This is a genomic window from Paraburkholderia aromaticivorans, assembly GCF_012689525.1.
Classification (GTDB): Bacteria; Pseudomonadota; Gammaproteobacteria; order Burkholderiales; family Burkholderiaceae; genus Paraburkholderia; species Paraburkholderia aromaticivorans_A.
In genome coordinates this window covers 1,691,591-1,718,509 of sequence record NZ_CP051515.1, presented here as the reverse complement: position 1 = coordinate 1,718,509, position 26,919 = coordinate 1,691,591, and the positions used below count along the sequence as shown (strand labels likewise).

Sequence of the window (26,919 nt, the reverse complement as noted above, 5' to 3'; positions counted from 1 at the left end):
CGCAATTGATTGTCGTGGTACTGAGGCGAAACCGTCGCGATCTCGTCCATCTCGGGCAGTCGATGAGACCCGAGTCCGATCAGCCTTGAATAAAGCGCGAACGCGCTGCGCAGCGCGATGTCGGCGCCTTCGGCTTCGAGGAAGCGTTCGTTTCAACGTGCCCCGGAAAGCGTTCCGTCATCGCACGGCCTCTCCCTCAATGCTTCCCATACACAGAAAGGTATTCCGCCAGCCCCGTCCACTGCGGCGACGTCAGCAACTGCGGATGATCCCTTGCCACCTGCAGCGCGACATTATGGAAAGCCTGCGTCGTATCCGACACTCCCGCTTGCACCGTCCCGTTAAATGCAGCTGCCGTGGCCTGTATCGGCGCACCCGCCAACGCAGGCGGAGGTTGAACCACAGGCTGACTATTCAGAGCGCTCGCCAACCGGTCGAGTTGCGCATTGCGAGTGCTGACAGCAGCGGAATACTGCTTCTGCGAGTCAAACTTCTCCGCAAGCATCTGCAGCACTGCCGTGTGGTCGAGTTTTCCCGAGAAGACGCCGCCTGGCGTGACATACGGCGACACCAGCAAAGCCGGCACGCGCAGACCGGTGGTCTTGAAGGAATATCCCGCGATGTCGGCCGCAATGTCCAAAGGCGCCATGTGATCGAAGAACCCGCCGTGCTCGTCGTACGTCACGATCAGCAGCGTCTCATTCCACCTGGTCGGATTCGAAATCAAAGTCCGGTAAATATCGGCGACGAACGCCTGCCCTCCGGCCATCCCCGTTGGACAATGATCGTCGTTAGCGGTGTTATGAGGACCGTCGGTATATTCCGGTTCGATGAAAATTACTTTCGGCAGAATGCTGTTGCCCTGCCAGTCACGAGCAAACCTCGAATACCGCCGGAAGTTGCCGCCTGCATCGTTGAGCGGCAGGGTCAAGGACAGCAGGATTTCCGGAAGCCAATCCTTCATCAGGCTGAAGAACGGAAAGAAGCTCCCCGACTGATAGACACACCAAGGTATGCCGCGCTGGCGGAGCCAATCGTAGGCAAGTGGCTGATCGGGCAGAAAGCTCAACCCTTGCACGTTGTCGCTGATAAGGCTAGTCCCTGCCATCGCCATCAGGCGATTGGCCTGAGTTCCCGAGGGCAACGGAGCAAACCAGTTGTCGCACACGGTGAAGTGTTTCGCGAGAAAGTCGAAGGTGGGCACAGTGCGAGCGTCGTAATAACCCATCACGTCGGCCAGATTCGACGGTGCCGGTGTGCGGGTGGCATAGCTCTGCACGAATCCGCCGAGTTCCGGGCATCCTCCCGGCACACACGGCGTGTTGATCTGCGTGGCGATCGGGGCGCGGTCGTGAGGCGGATCCGAGATGGCCGGTCCAGTCGGACCCAATGCATGAATGGGATATTGCTTGCCGTTGTATGCGTTGATGAAGTTCGCCTGCCACGCCGGATCTGCGGAAAGGCCGTTGACCTGGCTGCCGTTCAGGCTCAGATAGCCGAGTGCGTGATCGAAGGAACGGTTTTCCATCATGACGATCACGATGGTGTCAATCTGGTCCAAAGCAGTCATTGAAGCTCCTTGAGCACCCGGCATTCGCCGCAAACCGATTCAGTATCGGAAAAGGTAGGCGAAAACCATGGCTTTCGCGTCTCAGGTAATTCCCTGAGGCCACGGTGTGAAGTGCCGAATGTCGTCGAGTTCACCTCTCTGTCGAACATGCTGCTGTCACTCAGCGACCCATGAATTGAAGGGGCTGTACCCTTTCAATCCATGAGAACCGAAATGACAAAGATTAGATGGCATCATGCAGGAACCGTTGCATTGCTGTTCGCCAGCAGCGTCTCGCACGCGGGCACGCCGTCCGTCGGCAGCCGCGAATATAAGGTACCGCTCAATCCCGCGGATTTCGCGAGCCAGCCGGCTGCCACGGCCAACCGCTTTCTCACCGACCTGCAAGCGAGTCTCGCGGCAAACGGCTTCGACCGCACCGTCACGGGCAGCTTCGCCGCCGATAACGATCGTACCGTGCTCTACTATGATTCGCCGGGTACGTGCGCCGTGAAACAAGCCGGCTATTCAATGCGCGAACGCGACGACAGTAGCGGCCGCAACATCGAATTCAAGTTTGGTTCGGCTAACGAAACGACCTCGACGAAGACGGATGTCAGCGGCAGCTCATCGAAAGCCAAGAGCAAACTCGAAGACCGGAGGTCAGGCGCGTGACGTCGTGAGTCTGGCCTTTGGTGGATGAGGCACTGGTCAGGAATTCGACGCCTGTGTCGATGATGCCGGAGAGCGTGACAGATGAAGACGAGCTTGCGTCTGACGCAGCGAAACTGGTATTCGCAGACAGGCAGAGACGGCCATGCAGCAGCCGATCACCGCGATGCGGTAGGAGTGGTTCACGGATTGTGTCCTCTTTGGGATTAAGTTTGAGCCGTGAATGTAAGCTGCACTTAACCCAACTGAATGACAGAAATACGCATGACATCGGGTGCGTCGGCGTCGATCTCGCTCGCCGTGCGCACCGCCTCTTGTTATAATTCTTTCACCAAATCGAACAAAACATAACGCCCTTCCTCACTGCGCGACAGGATCTCCATGCTGAAACCCGACCGCCTCCGCGCCCTTGCCGATGCACTGGGCAGGCAAAACGTGATGCGTCTGCGCGACGCCGCCGGCCTGCTGGGCGTTTCGGAAATGACTGTCCGGCGCGACATCGCCGGCAGTCCCGAGCGATTCACGTATCTCGGCGGCTATATCGTCAGCGCGACCGACGTCCCCAATAACGCCGGCTACTCACTCGAAGAAGAGAAAGACCACTTTGCACAGGCCAAAGCCGAGGCGTCGGCGATCGCGGCGGGACTCATCGGCAACAACGAGACGCTGTTCATCGACTGCGGCACGACGCTCACCACACTGGCCCGGCTCATTCCGGTCGAGCGGCATGTCACGGTGGTGTGCTATTCGCTGAACGTCGCGGAGATTTTGCGTCGCAAACCCAATGTGCGGATGATTCTGCTGGGCGGCGTCTATGTACCTTCTTCCGATTCGTTCGCGGGCGAAGAAAGTCTGGAGATGCTGCGTCGCATGGGCATCAACAAGGCGTTCATTTCGGCCGGCGGCGTGGACGCGGCGCGCGGCGTGACGTGCTGGAATTTTCATGAGGTCGCGCTCAAACAGGCGGCCATGGCGAGCGCAGTCGAGCGGCATCTGGTGGTAGACCAGAGCAAGTTCGGCGTCGTTAAAGCCGTGCGCTTCTCGCAAGTCGACGACTTCGATTCCATCATCACCGAGAAAGGCCAGGAGCACCGCAAGCGCCGCTAGGCGCGCTTGCTCGCCTCTGCATTTGCGGCCCCCCGCTCGCAACGCGGAGGCCGCAGATCCAGGTCTTCAGTTCTTGCGCTGCAAGGCGAACAGCGTCCCGGCGATCAGAATAAACGCGCCGATAATCACCTTCTGCCAGGTGCTCGGCACGCCCACCAGAATCAGCACGCTATTGATCAGCGTGACCAGCACCACGCCAAGCAGCGTGCCGGCCACCGTCCCCGTGCCGCCCGTAATGCGCGCGCCGCCCAGAATCACAGCAGCGATCACATCGAGTTCCGTACCCACCAGATCGAATGGATTGGCGAGCCGGTTGTTCGACACGTGCAGAATGCCCGCGATGCCGGCGAGCATGCCGGTATAGCCGAATACGAACAGATGGATCGCGCGCAGGTTGTAGCCGAGCCGCTCGGCAATCGCGAGGCTGCCGCCCATCGCATAGACGCCGCGTCCCATCATCGTGCGATTCAGGAGCCACCACGTGACCAGCGCGGCCGCCACCAGCGCTACGACCGACACCGGCAGCACGGCGCGCAAGCCATCAGCGGTGTGATAGAAAAAGAGCGGAATGCGGCCGAAGCGATCCATGCTGTGCGGAATGTTCATGAAGAACGTCGTGCCGATGAACGTCAGCAACAGTCCGCGATACAGATACTGCGTGCCGATCGTGACGATCAGAGAAGGCGCTTTCAGACGGTGCACCAGCAGCCCGTTGACGATGCCGAGCACGACGCCGCCGAGCGCGCTCGTGATCAGGATCAACGCGAACGGCGCATCCGGCCACCACGCGAAGACGGCCTTGGTGATGCCGTACATCGTCAGCGCGGCAATGGCGGTGAACGACACATCGATCCCGCCGGACGCCAGCACTACGAGCGTGCCCAGCGCGAACAGCGACATCGTGGTCGCCGAATGCAACAGGTCGAACAGCGTGGCTAACTGGAAGAAGCGCGGATTGATCGCACCGACAATCAGGCACGTCACCGCGATCAATGCCAGGGTGAACCATTCGGGATTGCGCGCGAGCTTGGCCCGCAAGCTCGGCGGCTTGACCTCGGGGGCGACTTCGACGACGGTCGGGGTGGTCATGGTCTGGTTCAGGCGCGAATCGATGCGCGAGTTCATAAATGGGAACGTCCTTTATGCGGCTTCCGAAAGCAGCGCGTGATACAGATCGGCTTCGCTCAACGTGTCGGCCTGGTATTCGCTAGCCACACGCCCTTTCTTCATCATCAGGATGCGGTCGCAGTTCTGCAGCAGTTCCGGCAAATCGTCGCTGATCAGAATGATGCCGATGCCGCGTTGCGAGAGGCGTTGCATGATGCGGTAAATGATGTCCTTCGAGCCGACGTCGACGCCGACCGTCGGTCCATGCAGGATCAGCACGCGCGGGTCGATGGCGAGCCAGCGGCCGATCAGCACGCGCTGCTGGTTGCCGCCCGACAGCGATTGCACAGGCTTGTCGACACCCGGCGTGGCGATTTGCAAATCCTTCACCGTCTGCTCCGCGAGCGCCTGCGCACGGGCACGGTCGATCTGGCCGAAGCGGTCGCGCAAGCTGGAGATCATCGCGGTGATCACGTTGTCACGGATCGGCTTGTCGAGAAAGAGCCCTTCGTTCAGGCGGTCTTCCGGCACATAGCCGATGCGATGCTCCTTGGCGTCCGAGGGCGTGCGCAATGCAACGGCCTTGCCGTCGAGCATCACCTGCCCGGATTGCGCCGGCGCGACGCCCGCGAGCGCGCGCGCGAGTTCGTTGCGGCCCGAGTCGAGCAGACCGGTAATGCCGAGAATCTCGCCGCCGTGCAGCGCGAACGACACATCGCTGAACTGGCCGGCGCGCGTATAACCTCGCACATCGAGCACGACGTTGGGCTCGCAGGCGCCTTCGCGATAGCGTTCATTCGACAGATGCCGTCCCGTCATCAGCTCGCTGATCTGCGGCTTGGTGAATTGCGCGATCGGTCCTTGCGCCATTTTCTGGCCGTCGCGCAGCACGATCACTTCGCCGCCGATCGCATAACACTCGTCGAGCTTATGGCTAACGAACAGCACGGTGACACCTTGCGAGCGCAGATTGGCGAGGACGGCAATCAGATTGTCGACTTCCTTCTGCGTGAGCGATGTGGTGGGTTCGTCCATGATGACGAACTTCGCCTCGCTGGCGATCGCACGGGCAATCGCCACGAGTTGCCGCGTGGCGAGCGGCAATTGCTCGATCAGCGTCGCCTGAAACTCCGCGTTGCCGGGCAAGCCGACCGCTTCGAGCGCGCGCGCCGCCGTGCGCGCCAGCTCGCGGCGGTCGAAGGTGCGCGCCAGCTTGCCCGCGTGCATCGCCAGCTCGGACGTGAGCGCGACGTTTTCGGTCACGTTCATGTTCGGCAGCAGCGAGAGATCTTGGTAAACAGTTTCGATGCCGGCGGCGAGCGATTCGAGCGCGGAGAGCCGCGCATGCCGCACGCCTTCGATGATGAGTTCACCTTCGTCGGGCGGCTGCGCGCCGGAGATGATCTTGATGAGCGTGCTCTTGCCGCAACCGTTTTCGCCGAGCAGGTGATAGATCTGACCGCGCTCGAACGACAGGCTCACGCCGCGCAACGCATGCACGCCGGTGAAGCGCTTGTGCACGCCGACAACCTCCAGAAACGGCTGCGACGCTTCAGACTGCGGTGACTCAGGTGAGGTTGCGTCTTGATTCATTGGAGCGGGTCGCAGGTTGAGGCGTCCCCTTTCGAGGACGCCATGACACATGAAACAAAAACTAAAAGCCGCAAAGTTCAGAACGGATACTGCTTGTAGTTCGACTTATCGACGTTCACCCAGCCCTGCCCGCGCACGATGATGCCCTTGCCCGGACCCTTCGCGACCGTCACCTTCGTGTAGCCCGGAATGCCGAGGTCCGCGCCGTTTTCAACCGTCTTGCCTTCCACCAGCATCTGCGCGACCTTGTTCATCGCGATGCCGGCGAGCTTCGGATCCCAGAACGCGATGCCGTTGACGGCGCCGCTTTCGAGGAACTTGCCGGCTTCCGTCGGCAGACCCGTGCCGTAGACGCAGATCTTGCCCTGCATGCCGGCCTCTTCCACCGCGCGGCCAATGCCGATCACGTCGAGCGACGACGAGCCCTGGAAGCCCTTCAGGTCCGGATGCTTGCGCAGCACTTCCTTGGCGACTTCATAGGCGCGCTCGCCGTCGTTATTGGTTTCGAGCTTCGGCTCGACCAGGTTCATCTTCGGATACTTGGCCTTGGCGTTGCCGATGCCGCCGTCCGCCCATTGCACCTGCGAGCGGCTGCCGAGCGAGCCGACCAGCACGGCCCACTTGCCGTCGTCGTGCATGCACGAGGCGAGACGCTCGTTCAGGCCGGCGCCATAGGCGGTGTTGTCGAAGGCCTCGATGTCGACCATCGTGTTCTTGGCGTTGTCCGCTTCATGCGTGACCACCTTGATGCCGCGATCCATCGCTTTCTTCAGCGCGGGTTCGAGCGTCGGCGGATCGTAGGGCACCACGGCGATGGCCGTGACCTTCTTGGCAATCAGGTCTTCGATGATCTTCAGTTGCTGCGCCGCGTCCGCACGGCCGGGGCCGGTCTGATACGCGTTTATGTTGGGGTTGTCTTTGGCGAACTGCTTGACGCCGTCGTCCATGCGGTTGAACCAGTTGATGCCGGTCACCTTGACGACCGTGACGATCGTTTCGTTCGTGGCAGCCTGCGCGGCAGCGATTACGCCTACCGTCAGCGCGCCTGCTGCAAGCGCGGCACCCAGTCGAGTCAATTTCATGCGATGTCTCCTTTATCGTTCGATGTCGCCCACTTCACCGTCACGGACAGCCTGGGCTCGTTGTCCGCCGCGTACTGAAACTTTGTTCCGTGCCTGCCTGCGCTTAAGTGCGCAAGGCGAAACGCACGAGTCCGACCGGTAGCGAACCTTGCGGCACCTCTAACGCTTGGGCGCCGAAGTTGCCGCACTCGAAGCACCCGCGCTACTTCCACCGCCGAAGCCGAAAATCGCACGCACCCGTTCGCCACCCGCAAACGCGAGCGACAGCAGCAACAGAAACCCCCACGCGCAGTCGCCGAAAAACTGCGACACGCCCATCAGATTGAACAGGCTGGAGAGAAACTGCAGCACCGTCGCGGCAAAAAACACGCAGATGATGCGGCCGTGTCCGCCGGCGGGATTCACGCCGCCCATCACCGCGATCAGGATCGCGATCAGCAGATAGGAGTTGCCGTAGTCCCATTTCGCGCTCGACGTATGCGTCGCGCTGATCAACCCGGCCAGCGACGCGAGCATGCCGCACATCGCATAGGTCGTGATCAGCATGCGCGCGCGCGGAATGCCGGCATAAAACGCCGCCTTCGGATTGGTGCCCATCAGATAGAGGCGCAGGCCGAACGGACTGCGCTTGAGCAGCCATCCCAGCACGATCACCGCGGCGATAAAGATGCAGAACGCGATCGGCACCTGAAACACTGTGCCATTGCCGATGTTCGACAACGGGTCCACGTAATCGACATGCACCGACGCGCCGTTGCTGAGCACCACCGCGAAGCCGGTGAACAGCAACTGCGTGCCGAGCGTACAGAGAATCGGCGTGAGTCTGAGGCGCGCGATCACCACGCCATTCAGCATTCCGCCGAGCAAACCCATCACCACCACGATCACGCAGAACAGCGACGTGTAGAGCGCGGGCGAGTCGTCGCCGTTGACGAAGCGCGGCACGATCAGCGCGGCGACCATGCCGGACAGGTTGGCAAGCCCGACGCCGGACAGGTCGATGCCGCCGTTGCCCGACACCATCGAGAGCATGATGCCGAGCGCGAGCAGGCCCAGCTCGGGCAACTGGCCGCCCATCGACTGCAGATTATCGATGTCGACGAATTGACCGCGCGAGAGCCAGGTCGCGACCAGCACGACGAGCACGTTGACGATCAGCAGAAAATTCAGCTGCCGGTCGCCGAACAGTTTTCCAGCGGTGAACGCAGACTTCATGGTGACGACACGCTCCTTCAGGCTTCGCAAACGGTCAGGATGGTTGGGAGATGCCGGCCGGCTGGTTCGGCTGGCCTGGTTGGCTCAGCACTTGATTCACTTCGTCGAGCGTCGGCATGGAAGGCGCCGTGCCCGGACGCGTCACCGAAATACCGGCGAGCGCGCAACCGAAACGCAATGCGGTGATGGCGTCGTCGCCGCGTGCGAGCGCTGCCGCGAAGCCGCCTGTGAAGCCGTCGCCGGCGCCGGCGGTTTCCACCACGCGGCCGCAGTGATACGCGGGCACGAGCAGCGATTGATTCGCCGAATGCAGCAGCGCGCCGCCCTCGCCTAGCGTGATGATCGCCGTGCCGACGCCTTTGGCGAGTAATACGTCGGCGGCGCGGCGGGCGTCGTCGGCATTCGCGATCGGCACACCGGTCAAAGCGGTCGCTTCGGTTTCATTCGGCGTGATGTAGTCGCACAGCGGGAAGATGGCGTCGTCGAGCGGCATGGCGGGCGCCGGGTTGAACACGGTGATCACGCCGTGTTTGCGCGCCACTTCCAGCCCGCGGCGCGCGGCCTCTAATGGCTGTTCGAGTTGCGTGACGAACACGCGGGCGGCGGCGATGTCGGCTTCGATCGCGTCGACGTCGGCGGCTTCCATCGTGCCGGCCGCGCCGGATGCGACGATGATCGCGTTCATGCCGGTGTTATCGTCGACGAAAATATGCGCCGCGCCCGTCGAGACGCCGTCAATCACCGACGCGCGCGCCGTGATGCCTTCAGCGGCCCACGTGGCGCGTGCGATGGAGCCGAACGCGTCGTTGCCGATGCGGGTGCAGAACACCACGTCCGCACCGACACGCGCGGCCGCGACCGCCTGATTCGAGCCCTTGCCGCCCGGCCCCATTGCGAACGCCGAGCCCGCGATGGTCTCGCCGATCTGCGGCATGCGGTCCGCGCGAAACGTCAGATCGGTCACATAGATGCCGAGAATGACGACGCGTCCCTTTGCGTTTGGTTGCGTAGCCGTGTTCATGCGCGCTCCCCTTGTTGCAAATAAACAGCCTGATTCAAGGGGCTTTGAGTCGATGCTTCACATGCGCACAACACCGCTGTGTGCAACAGCAAATCCAGATTGTTCAGCACGTTGTCTCCTCCATTTTCTGGTTGGCGTGCGTGTCTTCAAGACGTTCGGTACAGTTGCCGGATAATCCGGTCAATCTCCGTACGGTATCCAGATGTTCTTCACCTGCACGGCCTGGCGCAGAAACGGCCGGCCTTCGCTGGCACGGTCGAACCAGTCGAACTGGCGGCCGTGATCGACGAACGTTCGCTTTAGATTGCCGACCGATTCGCGCTCGACCAGCGTCGAATCCGCCGTGCTGCCGAAGCACCAGACCGCGTCGACGTCGTCGTGTTTGACGAGCGCGGGCAGCAACGCACCACGCTCGCCGGTGACGATGTTTAGCACGCCGCCGGGCACATCGGACGTCTCGGCCACCTGATAGAAGTCGGTGACCGTGAGCGGCGACGCCTCGCTCGGCAGCACCACCACGCGATTGCCCATCGCCAGCGCGGGCGCCGCCAGCGAAACGAAGCCGAGCAGCGGCGCTTCGTCCGGACAGGCGATGCCGATCACGCCGAGCGGCTCATGCATGGCCAGTGCGACGCCGCGCAACGGCGGCGTGTGCACGGCGCCGTCGAACTTGTCGGCCCACGCCGCGTACGTGAAAAGACGCTGCACCGAGGCATCCACTTCGGCACGCGCCGCTGCTTCCGTCGCACCGTTGCGCGCGATAAGCTGGAGCACGAATTCCTCCGTGCGCACGGCCAGGTTTTCCGCCAGATAGAACAACACTTGCGCGCGGTTATGCGTGCTCGCCTGCGACCACTTCTGCGCGGCGCGCGCTGCTTCGACGGCGTTGCGGATGTCCTTGCGATTGCCCGCGGCGACTTCTCCGACGGGCGTACCGTCCGGCGCATGCACCGGCAGCGAATAGCCGCTGTCGGGACGCGCCTGCTTGCCGCCAATGAACAGCTTCGCAGTACGGTCGATCGAGGTGACGTTGGACAACGGGTCGAGCGCGGCAGCGTTGCTCGCAGCGGACCGGGCCGCCGTGCGGCGCTCCGCAAGCTTGAGCCAGGCTCGCGGCTTCAGATATTCGTAGATGCCCTCACGCCCGCCTTCGCGGCCATAGCCTGATTCGCGGTAACCGCCGAAGCCGACCGCCGCGTCGAACAGATTCGTCGCGTTGATCCAGACGACGCCGCTAGCGAGGCGCGGCGCGACATCGAGCGCGCGGCCGATGGTTTCGCTCCACACACTCGCGGCAAGTCCGTAACGCGAGTTGTTGGCGAGCGCGATCGCTTCGTCGGGCGTGCGGAAGCTCATCGTCACCAGCACCGGCCCGAAGATTTCTTCCTGTGCCAGCGTGGAAGCCGGGGCTACGCCGGTGACGAGCGTCGGCGGATAGAAGCAGCCGTTAGAAGGCAGCGTCGTGTCAGGCGACTGCCAGACCGAACAACCTTCACGCCGGCCGGTTTCCACCAGCGACTGAATACGTTCGAGCTGCACCGGATCGACGATCGCGCCGAGATCGATGCTCTTGTCGAGCGACGTGCCCACGCGCAGCGTCTCCATGCGCCGTTTCAGTTTGGCGATGAAACGCGCTTCGATGCCTTCCTGCACGAGCAGCCGCGAGCCCGCGCAGCAGACTTGCCCCTGGTTGAACCAGATCGCGTCGACGACGCCTTCGACTGCGCCGTCGAGATCCGCGTCGTCGAACACGATGAAGGGCGACTTGCCGCCGAGTTCGAGCGTCAGCGACTTGCCCGAACCGGCCGTCGCGGAACGGATCAGCCGGCCCACTTCGGTCGAACCGGTAAAGGCGATCTTGTCGACCTGCGGATGTTCGACCAAAGCGGCGCCGGTGCGCCCGTCGCCGGTGACGACGTTCAGCACGCCGGCCGGCAAGCCGGCGCGATGCGCGAGTTCGGCGAACAGCAGCGCCGTGAGCGGCGTGTATTCAGCCGGCTTCAGGACGACGCAGTTGCCCATGGCAATGGCCGGGGCGATCTTCCACGCGAGCATCAACAGCGGGAAATTCCACGGCACGATCTGACCGACCACGCCGAGCGGCGCGTAATCCGCGAACTCGCTCTCCTGCAACTGCGCCCAGCCCGCGTGATGCAGAAAGTGACGCGCGACGAGCGGCACGTCGATATCGCGCGTTTCGCGGATGGGTTTGCCGTTGTCGAGCGCTTCAAGCACGGCGAACAGCCGGCTATGACGCTGCACCATGCGCGCAAGCGCGTACAGATGCCGTGCCCGTCCTGCGCCGCCCAAAGCGAGCCAGCCCGGCTGCGCGGCGCGTGCGGCGGCGACTGCGGCGTCGATATCGGCCGCGTCGCCTTGAGCGACCTGCGCGAGTTGCTCGCCGGTCGCGGGCGCGTTCGACGCGAACCGTTCACCCGCCGCGGGCGCATGCCACGCACCGCCGATGAAATGCCCGAAGCCGCCCTCATGCTGCGCCAGCCAGGCGCGCGCGGGTTGATCGTCCTCGGGTGCGGGACCGTACTCCATCGATGAAAAATACTCGGCTACGCTCATGGGATCGGTCTTCTGTTCAGGCTACGGGGTGACGGTTGAAAGCGGAGTAACGGCCGCTCACGTAATGTTCGAGCTGGCGTTCGATATCGGCCAGCAGGCTCGACGCGCCGATCCGGAACAGCTCCGGTTCGAGCCACGCACGGCCGAGTTCTTCTTTCATCAGGATCTGATACGACAGCACCGACTTCGCAGTCGATACGCCGCCCGCCGGCTTGAAGCCGATCAGCACGCCGGTGCGTTCCTGGTATTCGCGGATCATGCGCACCATCACGAGCGACACGTCGAGCGTCGCGTTGACGCCTTCCTTGCCGGTGGAGGTTTTGATGAAGTCGGCGCCGGCCATCATGCAGACCATCGAGGCGCGCGCCACGTTGGAGAGCGTGCGGATGTCGCCGGTGGCGAGAATGGTTTTCAGATGCGCCGGACCGCAAGCCGCGCGGAAGTCACGCACTTCGTCGTAGAGCGCCTGCCAGTTGCCGGTCAGCACATATTCACGCGTGACGACGATATCGATTTCCTGCGCGCCGTCCGCGACCGACGCCTCGATCTCTTTCAGCTTCAACGGATGCGGAATCAGTCCCGCAGGAAAACCCGTAGAGACCGCGGCGACCGGAATGCCGCTGCCGTGCAGCGCATCGACCGCCGCCGCGACGAAGCGGTGATACACGCACACCGCACCTGTCGTGATGCCTTGCGGCGCGATGCCGAGTGCTTCGAGCAGATCGGCGCGCACCGGTTGCCGCGCCTTCGCGCAGAGCCGCCGCACGCGGCCTTCGGTGTCGTCACCGTTGAGCGTGGTGAGGTCGATGCAGGTGACGGCTTTCAGCAGCCAGGCCGCCTGCGCATCTTTCTTGACGCTGCGGCGCGTACCGAGCGTGGCGGTGCGCCGCTCAACCGCCGACTGATTGACGCGCAAGCCGTCGAGCCAGGAGGCGTCGAACGGCATGCCGGGATTGCGCTCGGGATGGATGATCGGTATGCCGCGCAGCGCGACGACCGATGAAGACTGCAATGGGGCTTCTGGCATAAGACATCCGAAAATATGATGCGACGCACAACAGCCGCCGACAATTTGTTCGCACTTATGCTACAACGATTGATAGAATCATAACAAGCTTTGCGAGCAATCGTTACATCATCAAGCGGATGAGCCCGGCGAACGCCCGTGAATGTTATTGACGCACCATATTCATGATGCGAAGATCACAACACGGTTCCGGCCGGATAGCCTGATACAAAGAAAAGAAATTCGTCGCGTGGACGAAGGAGACATGCCAGATGAGTGAGCCGGTTGCGGTCGCGGCCGCGTCATCGCCTCAGGTTCCATTGATCCGTGTTGCGGGCGTCACCAAACGATTCGGTGGCGTGCACGCGCTGCGCGGCGTCAACCTCGAAGTCTTGCCCGGCGAAGTCCACGCCCTGCTCGGCGAAAACGGCGCGGGCAAATCCACGCTGATCAAGATCCTCAGCGGTGTGCATGCGTACGACGACGGCGTCATCGAAATCGCCGGCCAGAAAGTCGCGTTCGACTCTCCAGCGCAATCGCGTGACGCAGGTGTCGCCGTGGTCTATCAGGATTTGAGTCTCGTCGAATCGCTCTCGGTCGGCGCCAATCTCATGTTGGGCCGCGAGCCGCGTACGCGGCTGGGCTTTGTGAAGAACCGTCAGCTCATGGCCACGGTCGGCGAATTTCTGCGCTCGCATGGCATTCCGCTCGATCCGAAGACGCCGGTCGGCTCGCTGCCCTTCGCCTACCGGCAAATGACCGAGATTTGCAAGGCATTGATGGGCGAAGTGCGCGTGCTGATCCTCGATGAACCGACGTCCGCGTTGACCGGCGGCGAAGAGCAGATTCTGTTCGACGCGATTCGCGCGGTCACGGCTCGCGGCGTCGGCGTGATCTATGTGACGCATCGGTTGAACGAGGTGTTCAGGATTTCGCAGCGCGTGACCGTATTCCGCGATGGCGCGAATGCCGGCACATTCCAGACAGCGCAAACGGATATGAAGCAACTGGTGGCGGCGATCGTCGGCCCCGCTCATGCCGCGTTGCAGGCACGGCAGAAAACGGCGGTGGGCGATGGCACGGTTGCCACAACGGCAAGCGAGTTGCCGGCATCTGAAGAAGATACCCGCGCTGCGCCCGTGCTCAAGTTATCGAACGTCAGCAACGACCGCCTGCATCACGTCGACCTCGTGCTTCGCCGCGGCGAAGTCCACGGGCTCGCGGGATTGATCGGCAGCGGACGCACCGAGATTCTGCAAACCATCTTTGGCCTTCGATCCGTCGACGCCGGCAGCATCGAATTCGACGGTCGAACGCGTTCACGCATCACACCCGCCGAGGCCATTCAACTCGGCGTGGCGCTGGTGCCAGAGGATCGTCACCTCGAAGGGCTCGTGCTCGATCATTCGATCGAACGCAATCTGACGCTGCCACACTTGCCGCATTTTTCCCGCTGGGGATGGCTGCGCAGTCAGGCCGCCGTTCAGCAGGCGAAGCGTTCCATGAAAGAACTGGCCGTGAAGGCGCCCAATTCATCCACCGCGGTCAAATTTTTATCCGGCGGCAATCAGCAGAAAGTGGTCTTCGCGAAGTGGAATCATCCGCGCCCCAAGCTGCTCATGCTCGATGAACCGACCGTCGGCGTCGATGTCGGCGCGCGCGAGGAAATCTACGGCGTGGTGAACGACGCGGCGCAGGCGGGCACCGGCGTGCTCGTCGTGTCCTCGGACCTCGATGAACTCTTGCGCCTGTGCGACCGGATTTCGATTGTCGCGGACGGCTGCATCGTCAATACCGTCGAGCGCGCGGAACTCGCCAACGCCGAAGCACTGCATCACCTGATCCAACTTTCCCGTTCTTCCCTCGAGGCGTCCGCAACATGAATGAATCTGTCTCGCCGCTGACGGCCGAACGGCAGGCATCGCCGCCGCAGAAAAGCCGTATGCGGCGCATCGCGCAAGCTCTGTTGCAAGGCGACCGGCCTTATGCGCTCTATGCCGCGTTCGCGATTCTGCTGGTGGTGTTCAGCTTCGCGTCGCCGTGGTTCTTATCCATCGACAACTTCCTGAATATCGGCCGGCAAACCGCGCTCGTCTCGATCATCGCGATCGGCATGACCTTCGTGATCATCGCGCGGCAGATCGATCTGTCGGTGGGGTCGACGCTGGCGCTGTCGGGTATGTCCGCGGCGCTCGCGATGGCGTATGTCGGCAACAACTGGGTCATCGGCGCGATCGCCGGCATCGGCACTGGCGCGATCGTCGGCGCGATCAATGGGATCGTGACCACGCGCGTGAACATTCCTTCGTTTCTCGTCACGCTCGGCACCTTGAGCGCCGCGCGTGGACTCGCGCTGATGGTGACGACCACCAAGCCCGTGATCATCGACAACGACTCGTTCATCGCGATCTTCGGCGAGGGCGACATTTTCGGCGTGCCGGTGCCGATCATCTGGACGCTGCTCGCCGTGATCGCCGGCATTCTGCTGCTGCACTACAGCGTGTTCGGCCGGCAGATCTACGCGGCGGGCGGCAATCCGACGGCCGCGCTGTATTCGGGCATCAACACGCGGCGCGTGACCACCCTCGCCTTCATTCTCACCGGCATGCTGGCCGGACTCGCCGCGCTCGTGCTCTCGGCGCGCTCGCATGCGGCGCGGCCCGACGTTGTGCAAGGCATGGAACTGGATGTGATCGCATCGGTCACGCTCGGCGGCTGCAGTCTGTTCGGCGGACGCGGTTTCGTCTTGGGCACGCTGCTCGGCAGTCTGATCATCGGCACGCTCAATAACGGGCTGGTGCTGCTCGGCGTGAGTTCGTCGCTGCAGTTGGTGATTAAAGGCGTGATCATCGTTGCGGCGGTTGCCTTTACCAGGAAATAGGCACGAAGCGAGGCAAGAAACAAAGCAGTTCGGACGTGAAGACGTGAAGCACAGACATGAAGACCAACGGAGGAGAAACATGAAACAACGTCGTGGTTCAAGAATAGCGTTAGCCAGTGTCATGGCGGCGGCCGCTGTCGCTTGTCTGGCTTCCTCGGGTGCTTACGCGCAATGCGTGGCTGGCATACCCGCTGGCTCGATCGGACCGAAGGGCATTGTCGGGCAAGGACCGAACGGCGAAAAAGCCGCCTCGGTGGATGCCGTGAAGTTGACCGACGCCGACATCGCCAAGATCAAGGCCGGCAAGTTCAAGGTCGGCATTTCGATGCAGACCATGAATCTCGACTGGTCGCAACTACAGGTGGCAGGCATCACCGATACGCTGAAGAAGTACGGCGTGGAAGTGATCGGCACGGCGTCGGCGGAATATCAGGTCGACAAGCAGATCGCCGATATCGAGAACACGATCCAGCGCCACCCGAACGGCATCATCTCGATTCCGGTCGATGGCACGGCGACGGCCGCCACCTACAAGAAAGTGTCCGCGGCCGGCATCAAGCTCGTGTTCATGGACAACGTGCCGACCGGCCTGAAGCATCCGGAGGAATACTCGTCGATGATCTCGGCGGACAGTGAAGGCAACGGCCAGATCGCGGCGAAAGTGCTCGCCTCGTGCGTGCCGCAGGGCGCGACGGTCGGGCTGGTAAATTTCGGCGTGGACTACTTCAGCACGACGGAACGCACCAAGGCCGTCAACGACTGGCTGAAGAAAAATCGTCCGGACATCAAGATCAAGCAGGTCGCCTTCACGGACCCGTCTAAAGTCGGCCAGATCGCGGGCGACTTCCTCACCGGCAATCCGGACGTGAAGGGTCTGTTCGCCGTGTGGGATCAGCCGGCGCTGGACACGCTCACGTCGATGCGCGCGCAAGGCGTGACGATTCCCATGACGACGGTCGATCTGGGACTTCAGTCCGCGATCGAAATCGCCAAGGGCGGACCGCTGAAGGCGACCGGTTCGCAGCGTCCGTACGATCAAGGCGTCGCCGAAGCCATGGCGATGATGAAGGCGCTGATCGGCCAGACCCCGCCGGCGTGGATCGGTGTGCAATCGTTGCCGGTGGTTCAGTCAAACGTGCTCGAATCTTATAAGACGGTGTTCAAGAAAGACCCGCCGCCGCAACTGGCGGATGCGTGCAAGAAGGCCGCCCCGGCTTGCGGTTGAGGCGGACGAGCCACGCTTCGTCATCGCACTGTTCTCCTTCTGCTTCTGAACGCCGGCGCGACAAGCCGGCGTCGGGCGCGAATCGTGCTACTCGATAGACCTACTACGTCGGCTCGAACGAGGAGAAAAGATGACCCTGCTCATTTACCTGGTTGGCTGGATCATTCTGATCGGCGGCGTGTCATGGGGATTGATGGCCATGCACGTCGCGCAACATACGATTGCCATCGTGGCAGTCATTCTGCTCGGCGTCGCCGTCATCACCGGCGCGACACGGGCCCGCAGCCGCGATCGGCCGTAGCATCGGCAATCTGTCGCCAGTGGCCTCAATTCGAAGCCGGTTCCGCCTGCGCCGCTGGGTTCTGGTGCAAATGGGCCCGACAGATCCGATAAAGTGGCGAGCAAGGCCATCAAGCATGAAGGTCAGCCGCTGCGGACGATCACGCTCGAAGCAGGCCCTTGTTGACTGCTTCCAATGGTATTTCAAGCAACTGGGCGATGAACGAGGGGCTTAGTCGGTCCCTCGCAAGCTTTCGAATTTCGAGCTTGTCGGCTCCACTTGGCGCTACGGCGGCTGGTGGAGGTGTTGCTGCGGGAGGCGTTGCTGGCGCGGGTGTTGCAGCGTCTTCTCTCGTATTGCCTTTCCGAAACATATTTTCCGCCACAGCCCCGTCTCGGGAGTTCAGATGGATGCCGTGGGTACCTTCGGGCACGCCCTGGCGCAGGCACCCGACATACTCAGGAGTTATGCCCCGTTTCCTGGCGACCTCCTCGACGGATTGCCCCTGACTCAATAGCTCACTGACCAGCGAATCTCTCGCTACCCGATGCTGCTTTGCGATTCCACGGACGCCAGGCACGAAGACCAGCAAGCGTGTTCATGCCACGCCCTTCTTTCTGGTGCAGCCCACCAACCCGAAGCAGAGGGACTGGGTTGATGCCGTCTTTGCCCGCACAGTCAAAGCCACCTCATGCGAGCCGGCAATTGTGGTCGATCACCCGTCACATTCAACTTGCCTGACTTCTTTCGTATCGCGTTATCTATGTAGTGCATACGAGGTGCTATCGGACTTTAGACTGGCTTGCGTGGTCGTTCAGCTGTGAACGTGTTCGGCCACGACGTGGGAACAACCTTCCCGATTGACGAATCAAACATTTGAGGAACCATCCATGCAAGCAACATTCGATAGCCGCTCTCACGCATCGTTCAGCGATATGCAATCCTCCTTCATGGCGAACAGAACCTCGCAGCAGCAAGCCATGATTCAACCGCTCAGCCCGGCGTTGTTCGGGCCCGCTTCTGGGAGCCTGCAGAATTACCAGTTTGATTCAACGAGCTTTTCGCAGCAGCACTCGCAAACGCGCAACGGGATGTCATCGTCGATGTCGATGTCGATGTCCAGCTTTCAACAGGCCACATCGAACCGCGGTTTCGAGCAATCGTTCAGTTTCAACAGCACGCGGGTTCGGGAAAGTTTCGGAAACACATCCTCCCGCGGGAACGGTCGGTCGGACCGGTGCGTTGGTCGGCAGGACAACTGGAGCAATACGCAGGTCAAGGACAACAAGTCGACCATCAACCTTGGTGACTACAAGCTCGATCTGAACAAGAAGGACTCTTCGATGCTTCTGACGGACAAGAAGACCGGCGACACGACCAAAGTCTGGGGTGACCCACACATTGACAGCAACGGCACCTCGAACATGTTCAATGGCCCATTGTCGCTCAATCTGTCTGATGGCACGAAGGTGACCATCGGCACGCAGGGGCAAGGCAATGTCAGCTACGCCGACAAGCTCACGATTACAAAAGGCAACGACGCTTATATGGTCAACGGCCTGAGCGAGAAGGACAGTAATCCGCTCACCGTGCAGCACACAGGCAACGGCCGCCGGCTCGATGCACAAACTCCGGACGGCTATTCGCTTGTTGAGAACCGGAATGGCAAGGGCTGGATCGATCCGCAGACGGGCCACGCGCCGACCGCGGCAGACTACAAGAAGCACTAATCGTAGCGAGGGTCGCCGGACACGGCGACTCTTCCTTTATTGACGTCGAATGCGACGCGCGCGTACAGCTGGACGACAGATCGCTCGATTTGCTGCCTGACCATCAATCATCAGGACCCTCATCCTGGTGCTGTGCAGCCTTGATCCGCCGCACCCGCGTACACGCGTCCTCCTCCCCGAGCATCTCCCGCCGCAACGCACGTGATGCGGCGGCGACCCGCGCCTCCGCCAACCGTTCGGTGTGCAGCGCGCTGCGCAGTGCCTCTTCGAGCGCGAACCTGCTGGAGTCATGCCGATGCAACGCCATGCGCCACAACGGCGCCGCTCTGTTAGCGGTCGGATATGCAGCGAGAATTTCGGTGCGTCTAGCCTCGTGCTGTCCAATCGCTTCTCTCTGTCGTACGGATTCAGCTGTCGCGCGCTGGGCTTCAAGGCGAACCTCATTCAAACGTCGGCGCTTGCGCTCGACTCTCAAACGCCGCACCTTGGCAAGCAAGGACCACAGCCGCATCTGCTTCGCGTCCGTCATTCGCGCGATCCACGGCAAAGCGCGCGCAGCAACGCAATCGTCGTCTCCCAGCCGGAATACTCGTCGTGACGCTGACGCAGAAAGCGCTCGATCATTTCATGCCGGTCGATCGCGAGATCGCTCGCCGAATCATTGCCGCGCCGATATTCGCCGATCTGCAGCAGCAGTTCCACTTCCTGATATCGGCTCATCCAGCCGCGCACGCGGTTGGCATCATCTCGATGCGCGCCGCTCGTCACCCGTGACATCACGCGGCTCTTGCTTTTCAACACGTCGATGGCCGGATAATGTCCCGCCCCGCCGAGGCGCCCCGACAACTGAATATGGCCGTCGAGCAACGAGCGGGCCTCCTCCGCGACAGGATCCGACATCTCCTCGTCTTCGGCCAGCACCGTGAAGAACGCGGTGACCGCGCCCTGTCGCGTAAGCCCCGCGGTCTCGATCAGGCGCGGTAACTCGGCGAAAACGCGCGGTGGATAGCCTCGCCGCACGGGCGGCTCGCCAACCGCAAGACCCACCTCGCGCAGTGCCCGCGCATAGCGCGTCAGGGAATCGAACAGCAGCAAAACGTGCTTTCCCTCGGCGCGCAAATCGCTCGCTACACGGCAAGCCAGTTCGGCCGCCTTGATGCGCTCCGCCGCAGGCCGCTCGGACGTCGATGCAATTACAACCGACGATGCGCCCCGCGCGCCAAGGTGATCGTGAATGAACTCGCCCACTTCGCGACCGCGCTCGCCAATCAGTGCGACAACAATGGCATCGACGGTCGCCCCGTTCGCAATCATGCCCATCAGCGTACTCTTGCCACCGCCCGCCGGCGCAAAGATGCCGACTCGCTGACCGACTCCGCAGGACAAGAGACCATCGATTGCCCGCACGCCCGTCGCGAACGGCGTCGAAATCACTGGGCGGTCGAGCGGATTGATATGCGACAACATGTCCATTGACTGCTGCGAACTCGCGGCTTTCGGGGCTACGCCGCCATCGAGCGGCCGGCCCAGCCCATCGACCACCCGGCCAAGCATCGCGAGCGCATCAAGGCGTCCCCAACTGAGCCCGCAGCCTTCCACCTGCGTGATGTCCGACAATCCCACCAGTCCGTCCAGCGGCACGACCAGCGCCCCCTCCTGCGAAAAGCCCACCACCTCCCCGATCTGCGGTTCTGGCATATCGGACCGCACGAGCCGGACCATTTCGCCGATGCGCAACGAAGCACCCACCACGCGCACGATAACGCCACGCGCTTCGACGATCCGCGCGCTCAACACGGGCCGGCCTGAAAGCAGTGGTGGCACTGACATCAACGTCTTCATCTCATTGTCCATGTTTGGCACCGATCAGCCTGGCGCAAGCGTCGCGATCACGCGGACGCGATACTCGTCGAGAGGGATTTCCTCCATCGCGAGCACGTCGGCCCGCATACCCAGCGTGCGGAGAATGCGCTCTAGGTGAGGACGCAATACAGCCGTTGTCACCACAAGGCGCACCATGTCGCGTCGTGCGGCGAAGCCTCGCTGCAAACTTTCCAGACGGTCGGCGTCGAGCACGCACCGCGGCTCGCCGTCGGGCCCAAGATCTATTTGCGCTTCGAGATCGGCTTCCCAGGAAGCTTCGAGCACGGCGGCTTGTACTTCCCAGCTCTTCAAATCCGCATATGAACGCACCAGTTGGGGCGCGAGCGCGATGCGCGCATCGCGCACCATCCGGTCGTGCGAGCGCTCACCGTCCGGCACCTGGACGATTGCTTCGAGAATGGCTCGCATATTACGGATCGACACGCGCTGTTCGAGCAGACTGCGCAGCACGGAAGCGATCTGCACTGTCGTCACCACCTTCTGTGCCAGGGTCACGAGTTCGCGAAACTCGGCGTTGATGAGATTGAGCAGGAAGCGCGTCTCCTGCGTGCCGACGAAGGACGGCGCGCACTTCTCGCAGACGTCCATCAAGTGAGCGCAGAGCACACCATTAGGGCTCGATTTCATGAACTGCGTGTCGTCGACTCCAGCGGCCGACTCGGCCCGCACCCACACCGATTTCTCCGCGCGCGGATGATAGCCGGCCAAGCCCTCCATCGTCACCCGCTCGGCGTCGCCGCTCAACAGCACATGTCCCGCTAGCAGCGTGCCGCCGGAGAACGGCACGTCGTCGATATCGACAATATAGCGATCTGCGTCGAGACGTGGATCGCGCAGGAGTACAAGCCCCGGAAATGGCACGCCGAAACGCACGATCAGGTCACGGCGCAATTGCGCAAGTTGGCCGTTGAGTTCGGCCGCGTTCAGCGCGTTGCAGGCTGCGCTTCCAAGCCGCACGCGTAGCGGCGAACTCGTGCCGAGTTCCACGTCGTCGAGAATGCGCTGCACGTAGTTTCCGCCGTCGCGTGTCATCGCTGGCATCTTCGGTCGCGCCGCGCGGCCTGCCGCCGCGCGCTGGCGTATCATCGCGACGGCCAGCCCAATGAGTGCGGCCGCCGCGAGAACGAACTGGATATGAGGAAAACCCGGAATGCAAGCGAGCGCAAGACATGCGGTGCCCGCCATCACCATTGCGGGTGGATGCGCCGAGAGCTGTTTGAAGATGTCTCCGCCAAGATTCCCGCCACCGCCGCCCGACGATACACGCGTAACCAGCAGACCCGCCGAGATGGAAACGATCAGTGACGGAATCTGCGAGACAAGTCCATCGCCGACCGTCAGGATCGTGTACGTGTGCAGCGCCTCGCCGAACGACATGCCCCGTTGTGCGATGCCAACGGCAAGACCGCCGGCAATATTGACGAGCGCAACGACGAGTCCCGCTATCGCATCGCCCTTGACGAACTTCATCGCCCCATCGAGCGAGCCATAGAAATAGGTTTCGCGTTCCAGTTCGCCACGCAGCCGGCCCGCCTCGGACGCACCAATCAAGCCGCCGCGCAAATCAGCGTCGATGCTCATCTGACGGCCCGGAATGCCGTCGAGCGTAAACCGCGCCGACACTTCCGCGACCCGGTCGGCCCCTTTTGCGACAACAATGAACTGGATCGCCGACAACACGACAAAGACCACCATGCCGACTGCCACGTTACCGCCGACCACGATTTCACCAAACGCGTCGATGATCTTTCCCGCGTGCGCGTACAGCAAAATCATCTTGGTCGACGCGATAGCAAGGGCGAGCCGCAGCAAGGTCGTCACGAGCAGCAGAGATGGAAAACTGGATAGCTCCACCGGCTTGGTGGCGTAGATCGTCGCTGCAAGCATGACGAAGCTGACGGTGAAGCTCACGGAAATAAACAGATCGAGTACGAACGCCGGAACTGGCAAAATCAGCAACATCAGCACGCTAAGCATGCCGGTCCCGACCGCGAGATCGGCGTGACGCGCGATCAAGCCCGGCACATCGATATTGCCCAACTTCATATTTTTCATCATGTTATCGGCTCAGCTCCCTGTGCAGCGCGCGGCGACGACCCTTCACGTGTGGATCGCCTTCCTCGTCCCGGTGTTCGCGCTTGATTTCGCTCTTGTCCATTCGCAGCCGCCGCCGCCACTGAAACCGTTGCAGCCAGAAGTCGACCGCTGCAGGCGCCAGTTGCGACGCCGCCATCAGGCCTTGCAGCTGCGCGAGCGACTGACCGGTGACACTCAGCTGTCCGCCGAACGTAAGCGCAAACTCTGGCAGCAGTTGCGCGCACCATGTCGCGAACGCATGCCATAGAACAAACACCAGAATGCAGAACTGCACGAGCACGATGCCGGTATCGATCAGCGTTTTCAGGCCGAACAGGTTCTTCAATCCTGTCACCGGATTCAAATGCCTGAAGTCCGGCAACGCACGCTTGACTGCGAACAAGCCGCCCGCCTGTGTGGCCTCCGGCACGACAACCGCAAGTGCACCGACGCCGAGTGTCGCGAGCAGTATCGGCATCGTCGCACCGAGCGCCTTGGTGACCTGCAAGTAACGTACGGCGAACGGTTGGCCCTGATCGATCTGCGTGACAACTTCCACCACGTGTACGCAGACCTGATAGACGTGTGGCCCATCCATCAGCAGAAACAGCCACCAGAACAGCCCGCTGACGGCGACGGTCACGTGAGTGCTCTTTGCGATGTCGCCGTCCTTGCGGGCACGTTGCAGTCGCTGGAGAGTGGGGGCTTCCGTCTTGTCGCTCATTGGAGTATTGCGCCTTGCAGAAAGAGAGCATTGAGCCGTTCGATGAGAACCGGCACGCAGGCGACAATCGTGAAGGAAAGTACGATCGCCTTGACCGTGCGCGCGGTCGTGAACGGGTTAAGCCGCTTCGCGTAACGGGACATCAACCCCATCGAAATGTCGACGAGCAGCATCATGCCGATGAGCGGCATTGCAATTCGCGCGCCCTCCACCATCGACAGCGGCAGCCGCTGCTCCGCCAGTTCACGCATCACACGCATGTGATCGGGTCGCGGCGCGCCAGGCGGCCACAGCACCCATGCATCCGCAAAGAAGCCATAGACGGCCTGCAGGCCCTTTCCAGTAAAAAACGTCAATGTCGCGAACCAGATGAAGAGCCGTTCGAAAAGCGCCGATTCGTCGCGAAAGTTCGGGTCGTAGCTGGAACCGATCGAATAGCCGCCTTGCTGATCGATCAGTGCGCCGGCCGCGCCCGCCGCATGAAACGCCACGCTTAGCAAAAGACCGAGTAGCAACCCGACTAGCACTTCAACCGAGGCCGCGACGATCGGGTGGGTGGGCCACCCAATTTGCTGCGGCAGTGTCGCGAACATCAACATCAATGGCAACCGCAGCGTGATGCCAAGCGACTCGCTGCCGCCAAATGGAACGAGCGAAAGCGCGACGACGGGCCGGATGGTGCAGAACGCAAACCCCTCGACGTATCCTATGTAATCCGTCATCACTGCACCCGTCCCGCCGCGATGTACGAAAACGCGTGATCGAGAAAGCGCGAGACTTCGCTGTTGCCCCAGGGGATGGCGACGATCATCACGAGCCCCACACCGATGATCTTCGCGCCATACGGCAACGCCTGATCCTGAATTTGCGTCACTGATTGCAGGAGTCCAACAATGACGCCGATTGCGGTGGCAATGGCCAGTGCTGGCAACGATAGCCAGAAAACCAGCAGCAATGCATCGCTCGACAACGAACCAAGAGAGGGGTATGAACTCATTTGGCGTAGCTGACAATCAGACCGTGCATTAGCTTCGAAATGCCTGATACGGACACCAGCACGAAGAGCTTCAACGGCGTAGATACCGTGGTGGGCGACAACATCACCATGCCCATCGCCGTCAACACGTTGGCGACGACGAGGTCGATGATGAGAAACGCCATATAAAGCAGAAACCCAGCCTCGAACCCGCTAGAAATTTCACTGATCATGAATGCGGGAATCAGCAGCGAGAAGTCGGTTTCCTGTGCGTCGCGTGCCGGGTCAATGCGTTTTGCCGCCGTCACGAGGAACGCGCGCTCGGAGGGCCGCGAATGTTCCATCATAAATTCGCCGAGTGGCCCGCGCACCGCCTGGTATACTTCCGTCACGTCGGGAAACTGGCCGCGCTCGATGCGATCGCCGAACGACAGATCGGCGCCGATCTTCTCCACCGTCGGCGCCATCACAACCAGTGTCGCCGCGGGAGCCAACGCGGAGATCGCCATGTTGCCGGGCGCCTGTTGCACGCCCAGGGCGGAACGCAGCAGTGTCAGCACAATGCTGAACTTGGTGAATGACGTGGTCATCGTCACGATCAGCGGCAGCAGACCGAGAACGAAGAAAAAGACGATTATCTGAAAGTTGACGGCCTGATCTCTCATCATGTCGTTTGCGTATCCGACATGTGTGCCAGATCGACGATGCGTACGCCCAACGCATCATCGATCTCGATCAGTTCTCCGCGCGCAAACGGAATACCTTGGCAGAGCAGCCTGATCGCATGTCTACCCACCGGCTGTTGCAATGACACCATCGAGCCGGTTCGCAGGCGCATTAATTCATCGAGCGTCAGCGAAAGCGTGCCGATTACGGCATCGAATGAAAACGTGAGTGCGCTGGCCGGAATCAGCTCGCTCGTCATTTCGGCGGATTGGTTCGCATCGTCGATCATCGGTCGGACTATCACCATGTTTTCTCCTGAAGGTTGAAGCAGAATGCGGCGTGCGCCAAGGCGCATCGGCAAACGCAAGTACTGGTCAGAACGGTTGAGAAGCAGTGCATCGCCGCGCCTGATTCTGCGCAGGCGCTGCAACGTAAGTTCGGGTCCCGCCATGCACACGGAGACGGGCACCACGAGCCGTCCTGTAAGCGCGGTTGCATCGCCGAGGTGAACGGGCTGGCGCTCCAGCCATCCATCTATTACCGCGCTATCCAGCGCAAAGTGCGCTGCACGATGACTTCGTAGATGCGTGAGAATGAGCCCGTATGCGCCGCGTTGCGGTACTGCATCGAACGACACGCCGGTTATCTCGATCGTGAACCCGAATACACCTTCGAGTGCGCTCAGCCACTCATCGAGCACCTGCGAAACCAATGTGCCGGCTCTGTCCTCCGCCTGCACCAGGGACGCCCGCGTCAACTCCGGGAACAACGCCTGCGCATCGCAATCGAGCGCGACAGACTCTCCCGCCGCATGCCCATGAAGCCGCAACGGATAGTTAGCACGGCAGACTTCGAACTGCAGCGTGAACGCCCGCTTTCCGACGCTGACCTGATAGGGCGTGCCAAAATGCAGCGCCGCAACGTTGTGTCGCTGTGCGTGCGCGAGCGATATCCGGTCCACATTTCGCAATGGACTCATTGGGCTTCTCCGCTGTGGTGCGCGTCCCAGGATCCGGCAAGCAAATCGATCACATCGCGCAACCCATTTTCGATCACGGCAAATTTTTTTGCCGATTCGCCATCGATGTATCGGTACTCGTCCAGCACCAGTTTGATCGCGTCTCTCACACCGCGTTCCAGCACGCGCAACTGCGGCGTCAAGCTACCGTCGATCACGCCCTGTACCGTCTCGACCACCAGCGAATGCGCTGGCAGGCCGGCGTCGGCGAGCACCAGAAATAACGGGAGATTCAGCTCCTGCTCGAGCGAATGCACGATGCGCTGCGTCTCTTCGCAATCGTCTGTCGAGACGCGCAAAGACAGCATCTGCTGCGCGCGTGAAGCACCGATGCAGCGTCGCAGCCGGTTCCTTAACACCACGTCAGGAGGAAGTTCGCCGAGTATCTCCACAACGGAATCGAGCACAAGAGCGGCAAGACGTTCCTCCAGGCAGCGTGATGCGAACGATGTTGCAGCCGAGGGCACAACAAGCTCATGCAGCGCCATCCGGCGTCCCGCGTCGTACCCGCGGCGCCATGCCCGGCGCTTCAA

At 61.7% G+C, this 26,919-nt stretch carries 24 protein-coding genes; 7 read left to right on the top strand and 17 right to left on the bottom strand.

Annotation, left to right across the window (positions count from 1 at the left end):
• Nucleotides 1–196 precede the first annotated feature (196 nt).
• On the bottom strand, nt 197–1,570 hold the full coding sequence (locus HF916_RS19615) for an alkaline phosphatase family protein (RefSeq protein WP_168790511.1): 1,374 nt from the start codon (nt 1,568–1,570) through the stop codon (nt 197–199).
• 213 nt (nt 1,571–1,783) lie between these two features.
• Here HF916_RS19615 and HF916_RS19610 point away from each other — a divergent pair, with 213 nt between their 5' ends.
• The gene (locus tag HF916_RS19610) at nt 1,784–2,224 is read left to right on the top strand and encodes a hypothetical protein (RefSeq protein WP_168790510.1); all 441 of its coding nucleotides are present in this window, start codon (nt 1,784–1,786) and stop codon (nt 2,222–2,224) included.
• A gap of 378 nt (nt 2,225–2,602) precedes the next feature.
• Nucleotides 2,603–3,328: a DeoR/GlpR family DNA-binding transcription regulator gene (locus tag HF916_RS19605; RefSeq protein WP_168790509.1), complete on the top strand. Its 726-nt coding sequence runs from the start codon at nt 2,603–2,605 to the stop codon at nt 3,326–3,328.
• Nucleotides 3,329–3,394: 66 nt separating this feature from the next.
• Here the strand turns inward: HF916_RS19605 and HF916_RS19600 are convergent, their stop codons facing one another.
• The 7 genes from HF916_RS19600 to deoC all read right to left on the bottom strand — a co-directional run bounded on the left by HF916_RS19600 (nt 3,395) and on the right by deoC (nt 12,947).
• Nucleotides 3,395–4,453 (bottom strand): ABC transporter permease, encoded by a 1,059-nt coding sequence (locus HF916_RS19600; protein ID WP_168790508.1) that lies wholly within the window; start codon nt 4,451–4,453, stop codon nt 3,395–3,397.
• A 15-nt stretch (nt 4,454–4,468) separates the two neighbouring features.
• Nucleotides 4,469–6,028: a sugar ABC transporter ATP-binding protein gene (locus HF916_RS19595; protein WP_168790507.1), complete on the bottom strand. Its 1,560-nt coding sequence runs from the start codon at nt 6,026–6,028 to the stop codon at nt 4,469–4,471.
• A 77-nt stretch (nt 6,029–6,105) separates the two neighbouring features.
• Entirely contained in the window at nt 6,106–7,110 is a 1,005-nt protein-coding gene (locus tag HF916_RS19590) for an autoinducer 2 ABC transporter substrate-binding protein (RefSeq protein ID WP_168790506.1), read from the bottom strand.
• A 159-nt stretch (nt 7,111–7,269) separates the two neighbouring features.
• The gene (locus HF916_RS19585) at nt 7,270–8,325 is read right to left on the bottom strand and encodes an ABC transporter permease (protein WP_168790505.1); all 1,056 of its coding nucleotides are present in this window, start codon (nt 8,323–8,325) and stop codon (nt 7,270–7,272) included.
• 34 nt (nt 8,326–8,359) lie between these two features.
• Nucleotides 8,360–9,346, bottom strand: a complete 987-nt coding sequence (gene rbsK, locus HF916_RS19580; RefSeq protein WP_168790504.1) for a ribokinase — start codon at nt 9,344–9,346, stop codon at nt 8,360–8,362.
• A 180-nt stretch (nt 9,347–9,526) separates the two neighbouring features.
• Nucleotides 9,527–11,920 carry an aldehyde dehydrogenase family protein gene (locus HF916_RS19575; protein ID WP_168790503.1) on the bottom strand — a complete coding sequence of 798 codons (2,394 nt, stop codon included), beginning with the start codon at nt 11,918–11,920 and terminating at the stop codon, nt 9,527–9,529.
• Between the two features lie 16 nt (nt 11,921–11,936).
• Nucleotides 11,937–12,947 carry a deoxyribose-phosphate aldolase gene (deoC, locus tag HF916_RS19570; RefSeq protein WP_168790502.1) on the bottom strand — a complete coding sequence of 337 codons (1,011 nt, stop codon included), beginning with the start codon at nt 12,945–12,947 and terminating at the stop codon, nt 11,937–11,939.
• A 251-nt stretch (nt 12,948–13,198) separates the two neighbouring features.
• Between deoC and HF916_RS19565 the strand changes: the two genes are divergently transcribed.
• The 5 genes from HF916_RS19565 (at nt 13,199) to HF916_RS19545 (ending at nt 19,042) form a co-directional block, all read left to right on the top strand.
• The gene (locus HF916_RS19565; protein WP_168790501.1) at nt 13,199–14,809 is read left to right on the top strand and encodes a sugar ABC transporter ATP-binding protein; all 1,611 of its coding nucleotides are present in this window, start codon (nt 13,199–13,201) and stop codon (nt 14,807–14,809) included.
• On the top strand, nt 14,806–15,807 hold the full coding sequence (locus HF916_RS19560) for an ABC transporter permease (protein WP_168790500.1): 1,002 nt from the start codon (nt 14,806–14,808) through the stop codon (nt 15,805–15,807). Before HF916_RS19565 ends, HF916_RS19560 begins: the two co-directional genes overlap by 4 nt.
• Before the next feature lie 79 nt (nt 15,808–15,886).
• Nucleotides 15,887–17,032, top strand: coding sequence for a substrate-binding domain-containing protein (locus HF916_RS19555; RefSeq protein WP_168790499.1), 1,146 nt, complete (start codon nt 15,887–15,889; stop codon nt 17,030–17,032).
• A 130-nt stretch (nt 17,033–17,162) separates the two neighbouring features.
• Complete coding sequence (locus tag HF916_RS19550; protein WP_166678947.1) at nt 17,163–17,333, top strand: hypothetical protein; 171 nt, start codon at nt 17,163–17,165, stop codon at nt 17,331–17,333.
• 959 nt (nt 17,334–18,292) lie between these two features.
• A complete protein-coding gene (locus HF916_RS19545) occupies nt 18,293–19,042 on the top strand; it encodes a DUF1521 domain-containing protein (protein WP_168790498.1) in 750 nt (249 codons plus the stop codon).
• Between the two features lie 103 nt (nt 19,043–19,145).
• On the opposite strand, the gene HF916_RS19540 is transcribed toward HF916_RS19545, so the two are convergent.
• From HF916_RS19540 to HF916_RS19500, 9 genes are read right to left on the bottom strand one after another with little or no spacing between them, the layout of a single operon-like run.
• Nucleotides 19,146–19,571: a hypothetical protein gene (locus HF916_RS19540; RefSeq protein ID WP_168790497.1), complete on the bottom strand. Its 426-nt coding sequence runs from the start codon at nt 19,569–19,571 to the stop codon at nt 19,146–19,148.
• Nucleotides 19,568–20,872 carry a FliI/YscN family ATPase gene (locus HF916_RS19535; RefSeq protein ID WP_240975599.1) on the bottom strand — a complete coding sequence of 435 codons (1,305 nt, stop codon included), beginning with the start codon at nt 20,870–20,872 and terminating at the stop codon, nt 19,568–19,570. Before HF916_RS19535 ends, HF916_RS19540 begins: the two co-directional genes overlap by 4 nt.
• A gap of 36 nt (nt 20,873–20,908) precedes the next feature.
• Nucleotides 20,909–22,972 (bottom strand): flagellar biosynthesis protein FlhA, encoded by a 2,064-nt coding sequence (locus HF916_RS19530; protein WP_240975594.1) that lies wholly within the window; start codon nt 22,970–22,972, stop codon nt 20,909–20,911.
• Nucleotides 22,973–22,985: 13 nt separating this feature from the next.
• The gene (locus HF916_RS19525) at nt 22,986–23,726 is read right to left on the bottom strand and encodes an EscU/YscU/HrcU family type III secretion system export apparatus switch protein (protein ID WP_168790494.1); all 741 of its coding nucleotides are present in this window, start codon (nt 23,724–23,726) and stop codon (nt 22,986–22,988) included.
• Nucleotides 23,723–24,448, bottom strand: a complete 726-nt coding sequence (locus HF916_RS19520; RefSeq protein ID WP_168790493.1) for an EscT/YscT/HrcT family type III secretion system export apparatus protein — start codon at nt 24,446–24,448, stop codon at nt 23,723–23,725. The genes HF916_RS19525 and HF916_RS19520 overlap by 4 nt, the downstream gene beginning before the upstream one ends.
• Complete coding sequence (gene sctS, locus HF916_RS19515; protein WP_168790492.1) at nt 24,448–24,723, bottom strand: type III secretion system export apparatus subunit SctS; 276 nt, start codon at nt 24,721–24,723, stop codon at nt 24,448–24,450. The genes HF916_RS19520 and sctS overlap by 1 nt, the downstream gene beginning before the upstream one ends.
• Nucleotides 24,720–25,370: an EscR/YscR/HrcR family type III secretion system export apparatus protein gene (locus tag HF916_RS19510; RefSeq protein WP_240975593.1), complete on the bottom strand. Its 651-nt coding sequence runs from the start codon at nt 25,368–25,370 to the stop codon at nt 24,720–24,722. The genes sctS and HF916_RS19510 overlap by 4 nt, the downstream gene beginning before the upstream one ends.
• Entirely contained in the window at nt 25,367–26,347 is a 981-nt protein-coding gene (locus HF916_RS19505; RefSeq protein ID WP_168790491.1) for a FliM/FliN family flagellar motor switch protein, read from the bottom strand. The genes HF916_RS19510 and HF916_RS19505 overlap by 4 nt, the downstream gene beginning before the upstream one ends.
• Nucleotides 26,344–26,874, bottom strand: a complete 531-nt coding sequence (locus HF916_RS19500) for a hypothetical protein (RefSeq protein WP_168790490.1) — start codon at nt 26,872–26,874, stop codon at nt 26,344–26,346. Before HF916_RS19500 ends, HF916_RS19505 begins: the two co-directional genes overlap by 4 nt.
• Nucleotides 26,875–26,919: the final 45 nt, after the last annotated feature.

Coding starts and splice junctions, on each gene's coding strand:
- HF916_RS19520 (WP_168790493.1), bottom strand. CDS start 24,448: ATGACGGATTACATAGGATACGTCGAGGGGTTTGCGTTCTGCACCATC.
- HF916_RS19505 (WP_168790491.1), bottom strand. CDS start 26,347: ATGAGTCCATTGCGAAATGTGGACCGGATATCGCTCGCGCACGCACAG.
- HF916_RS19530 (WP_240975594.1), bottom strand. CDS start 22,972: ATGAAGTTGGGCAATATCGATGTGCCGGGCTTGATCGCGCGTCACGCC.
- HF916_RS19565 (WP_168790501.1), top strand. CDS start 13,199: ATGAGTGAGCCGGTTGCGGTCGCGGCCGCGTCATCGCCTCAGGTTCCA.
- HF916_RS19545 (WP_168790498.1), top strand. CDS start 18,293: ATGATTCAACCGCTCAGCCCGGCGTTGTTCGGGCCCGCTTCTGGGAGC.
- HF916_RS19550 (WP_166678947.1), top strand. CDS start 17,163: ATGACCCTGCTCATTTACCTGGTTGGCTGGATCATTCTGATCGGCGGC.
- HF916_RS19560 (WP_168790500.1), top strand. CDS start 14,806: ATGAATGAATCTGTCTCGCCGCTGACGGCCGAACGGCAGGCATCGCCG.
- HF916_RS19525 (WP_168790494.1), bottom strand. CDS start 23,726: ATGAGCGACAAGACGGAAGCCCCCACTCTCCAGCGACTGCAACGTGCC.
- HF916_RS19610 (WP_168790510.1), top strand. CDS start 1,784: ATGACAAAGATTAGATGGCATCATGCAGGAACCGTTGCATTGCTGTTC.
- HF916_RS19585 (WP_168790505.1), bottom strand. CDS start 8,325: ATGAAGTCTGCGTTCACCGCTGGAAAACTGTTCGGCGACCGGCAGCTG.
- HF916_RS19615 (WP_168790511.1), bottom strand. CDS start 1,570: ATGACTGCTTTGGACCAGATTGACACCATCGTGATCGTCATGATGGAA.
- HF916_RS19510 (WP_240975593.1), bottom strand. CDS start 25,370: ATGATGAGAGATCAGGCCGTCAACTTTCAGATAATCGTCTTTTTCTTC.
- HF916_RS19590 (WP_168790506.1), bottom strand. CDS start 7,110: ATGAAATTGACTCGACTGGGTGCCGCGCTTGCAGCAGGCGCGCTGACG.
- sctS (WP_168790492.1), bottom strand. CDS start 24,723: ATGAGTTCATACCCCTCTCTTGGTTCGTTGTCGAGCGATGCATTGCTG.
- HF916_RS19575 (WP_168790503.1), bottom strand. CDS start 11,920: ATGAGCGTAGCCGAGTATTTTTCATCGATGGAGTACGGTCCCGCACCC.
- deoC (WP_168790502.1), bottom strand. CDS start 12,947: ATGCCAGAAGCCCCATTGCAGTCTTCATCGGTCGTCGCGCTGCGCGGC.
- rbsK (WP_168790504.1), bottom strand. CDS start 9,346: ATGAACACGGCTACGCAACCAAACGCAAAGGGACGCGTCGTCATTCTC.
- HF916_RS19605 (WP_168790509.1), top strand. CDS start 2,603: ATGCTGAAACCCGACCGCCTCCGCGCCCTTGCCGATGCACTGGGCAGG.
- HF916_RS19555 (WP_168790499.1), top strand. CDS start 15,887: ATGAAACAACGTCGTGGTTCAAGAATAGCGTTAGCCAGTGTCATGGCG.
- HF916_RS19600 (WP_168790508.1), bottom strand. CDS start 4,453: ATGAACTCGCGCATCGATTCGCGCCTGAACCAGACCATGACCACCCCG.
- HF916_RS19535 (WP_240975599.1), bottom strand. CDS start 20,872: ATGTCAGTGCCACCACTGCTTTCAGGCCGGCCCGTGTTGAGCGCGCGG.
- HF916_RS19500 (WP_168790490.1), bottom strand. CDS start 26,874: ATGGCGCTGCATGAGCTTGTTGTGCCCTCGGCTGCAACATCGTTCGCA.
- HF916_RS19595 (WP_168790507.1), bottom strand. CDS start 6,028: ATGAATCAAGACGCAACCTCACCTGAGTCACCGCAGTCTGAAGCGTCG.
- HF916_RS19540 (WP_168790497.1), bottom strand. CDS start 19,571: ATGACGGACGCGAAGCAGATGCGGCTGTGGTCCTTGCTTGCCAAGGTG.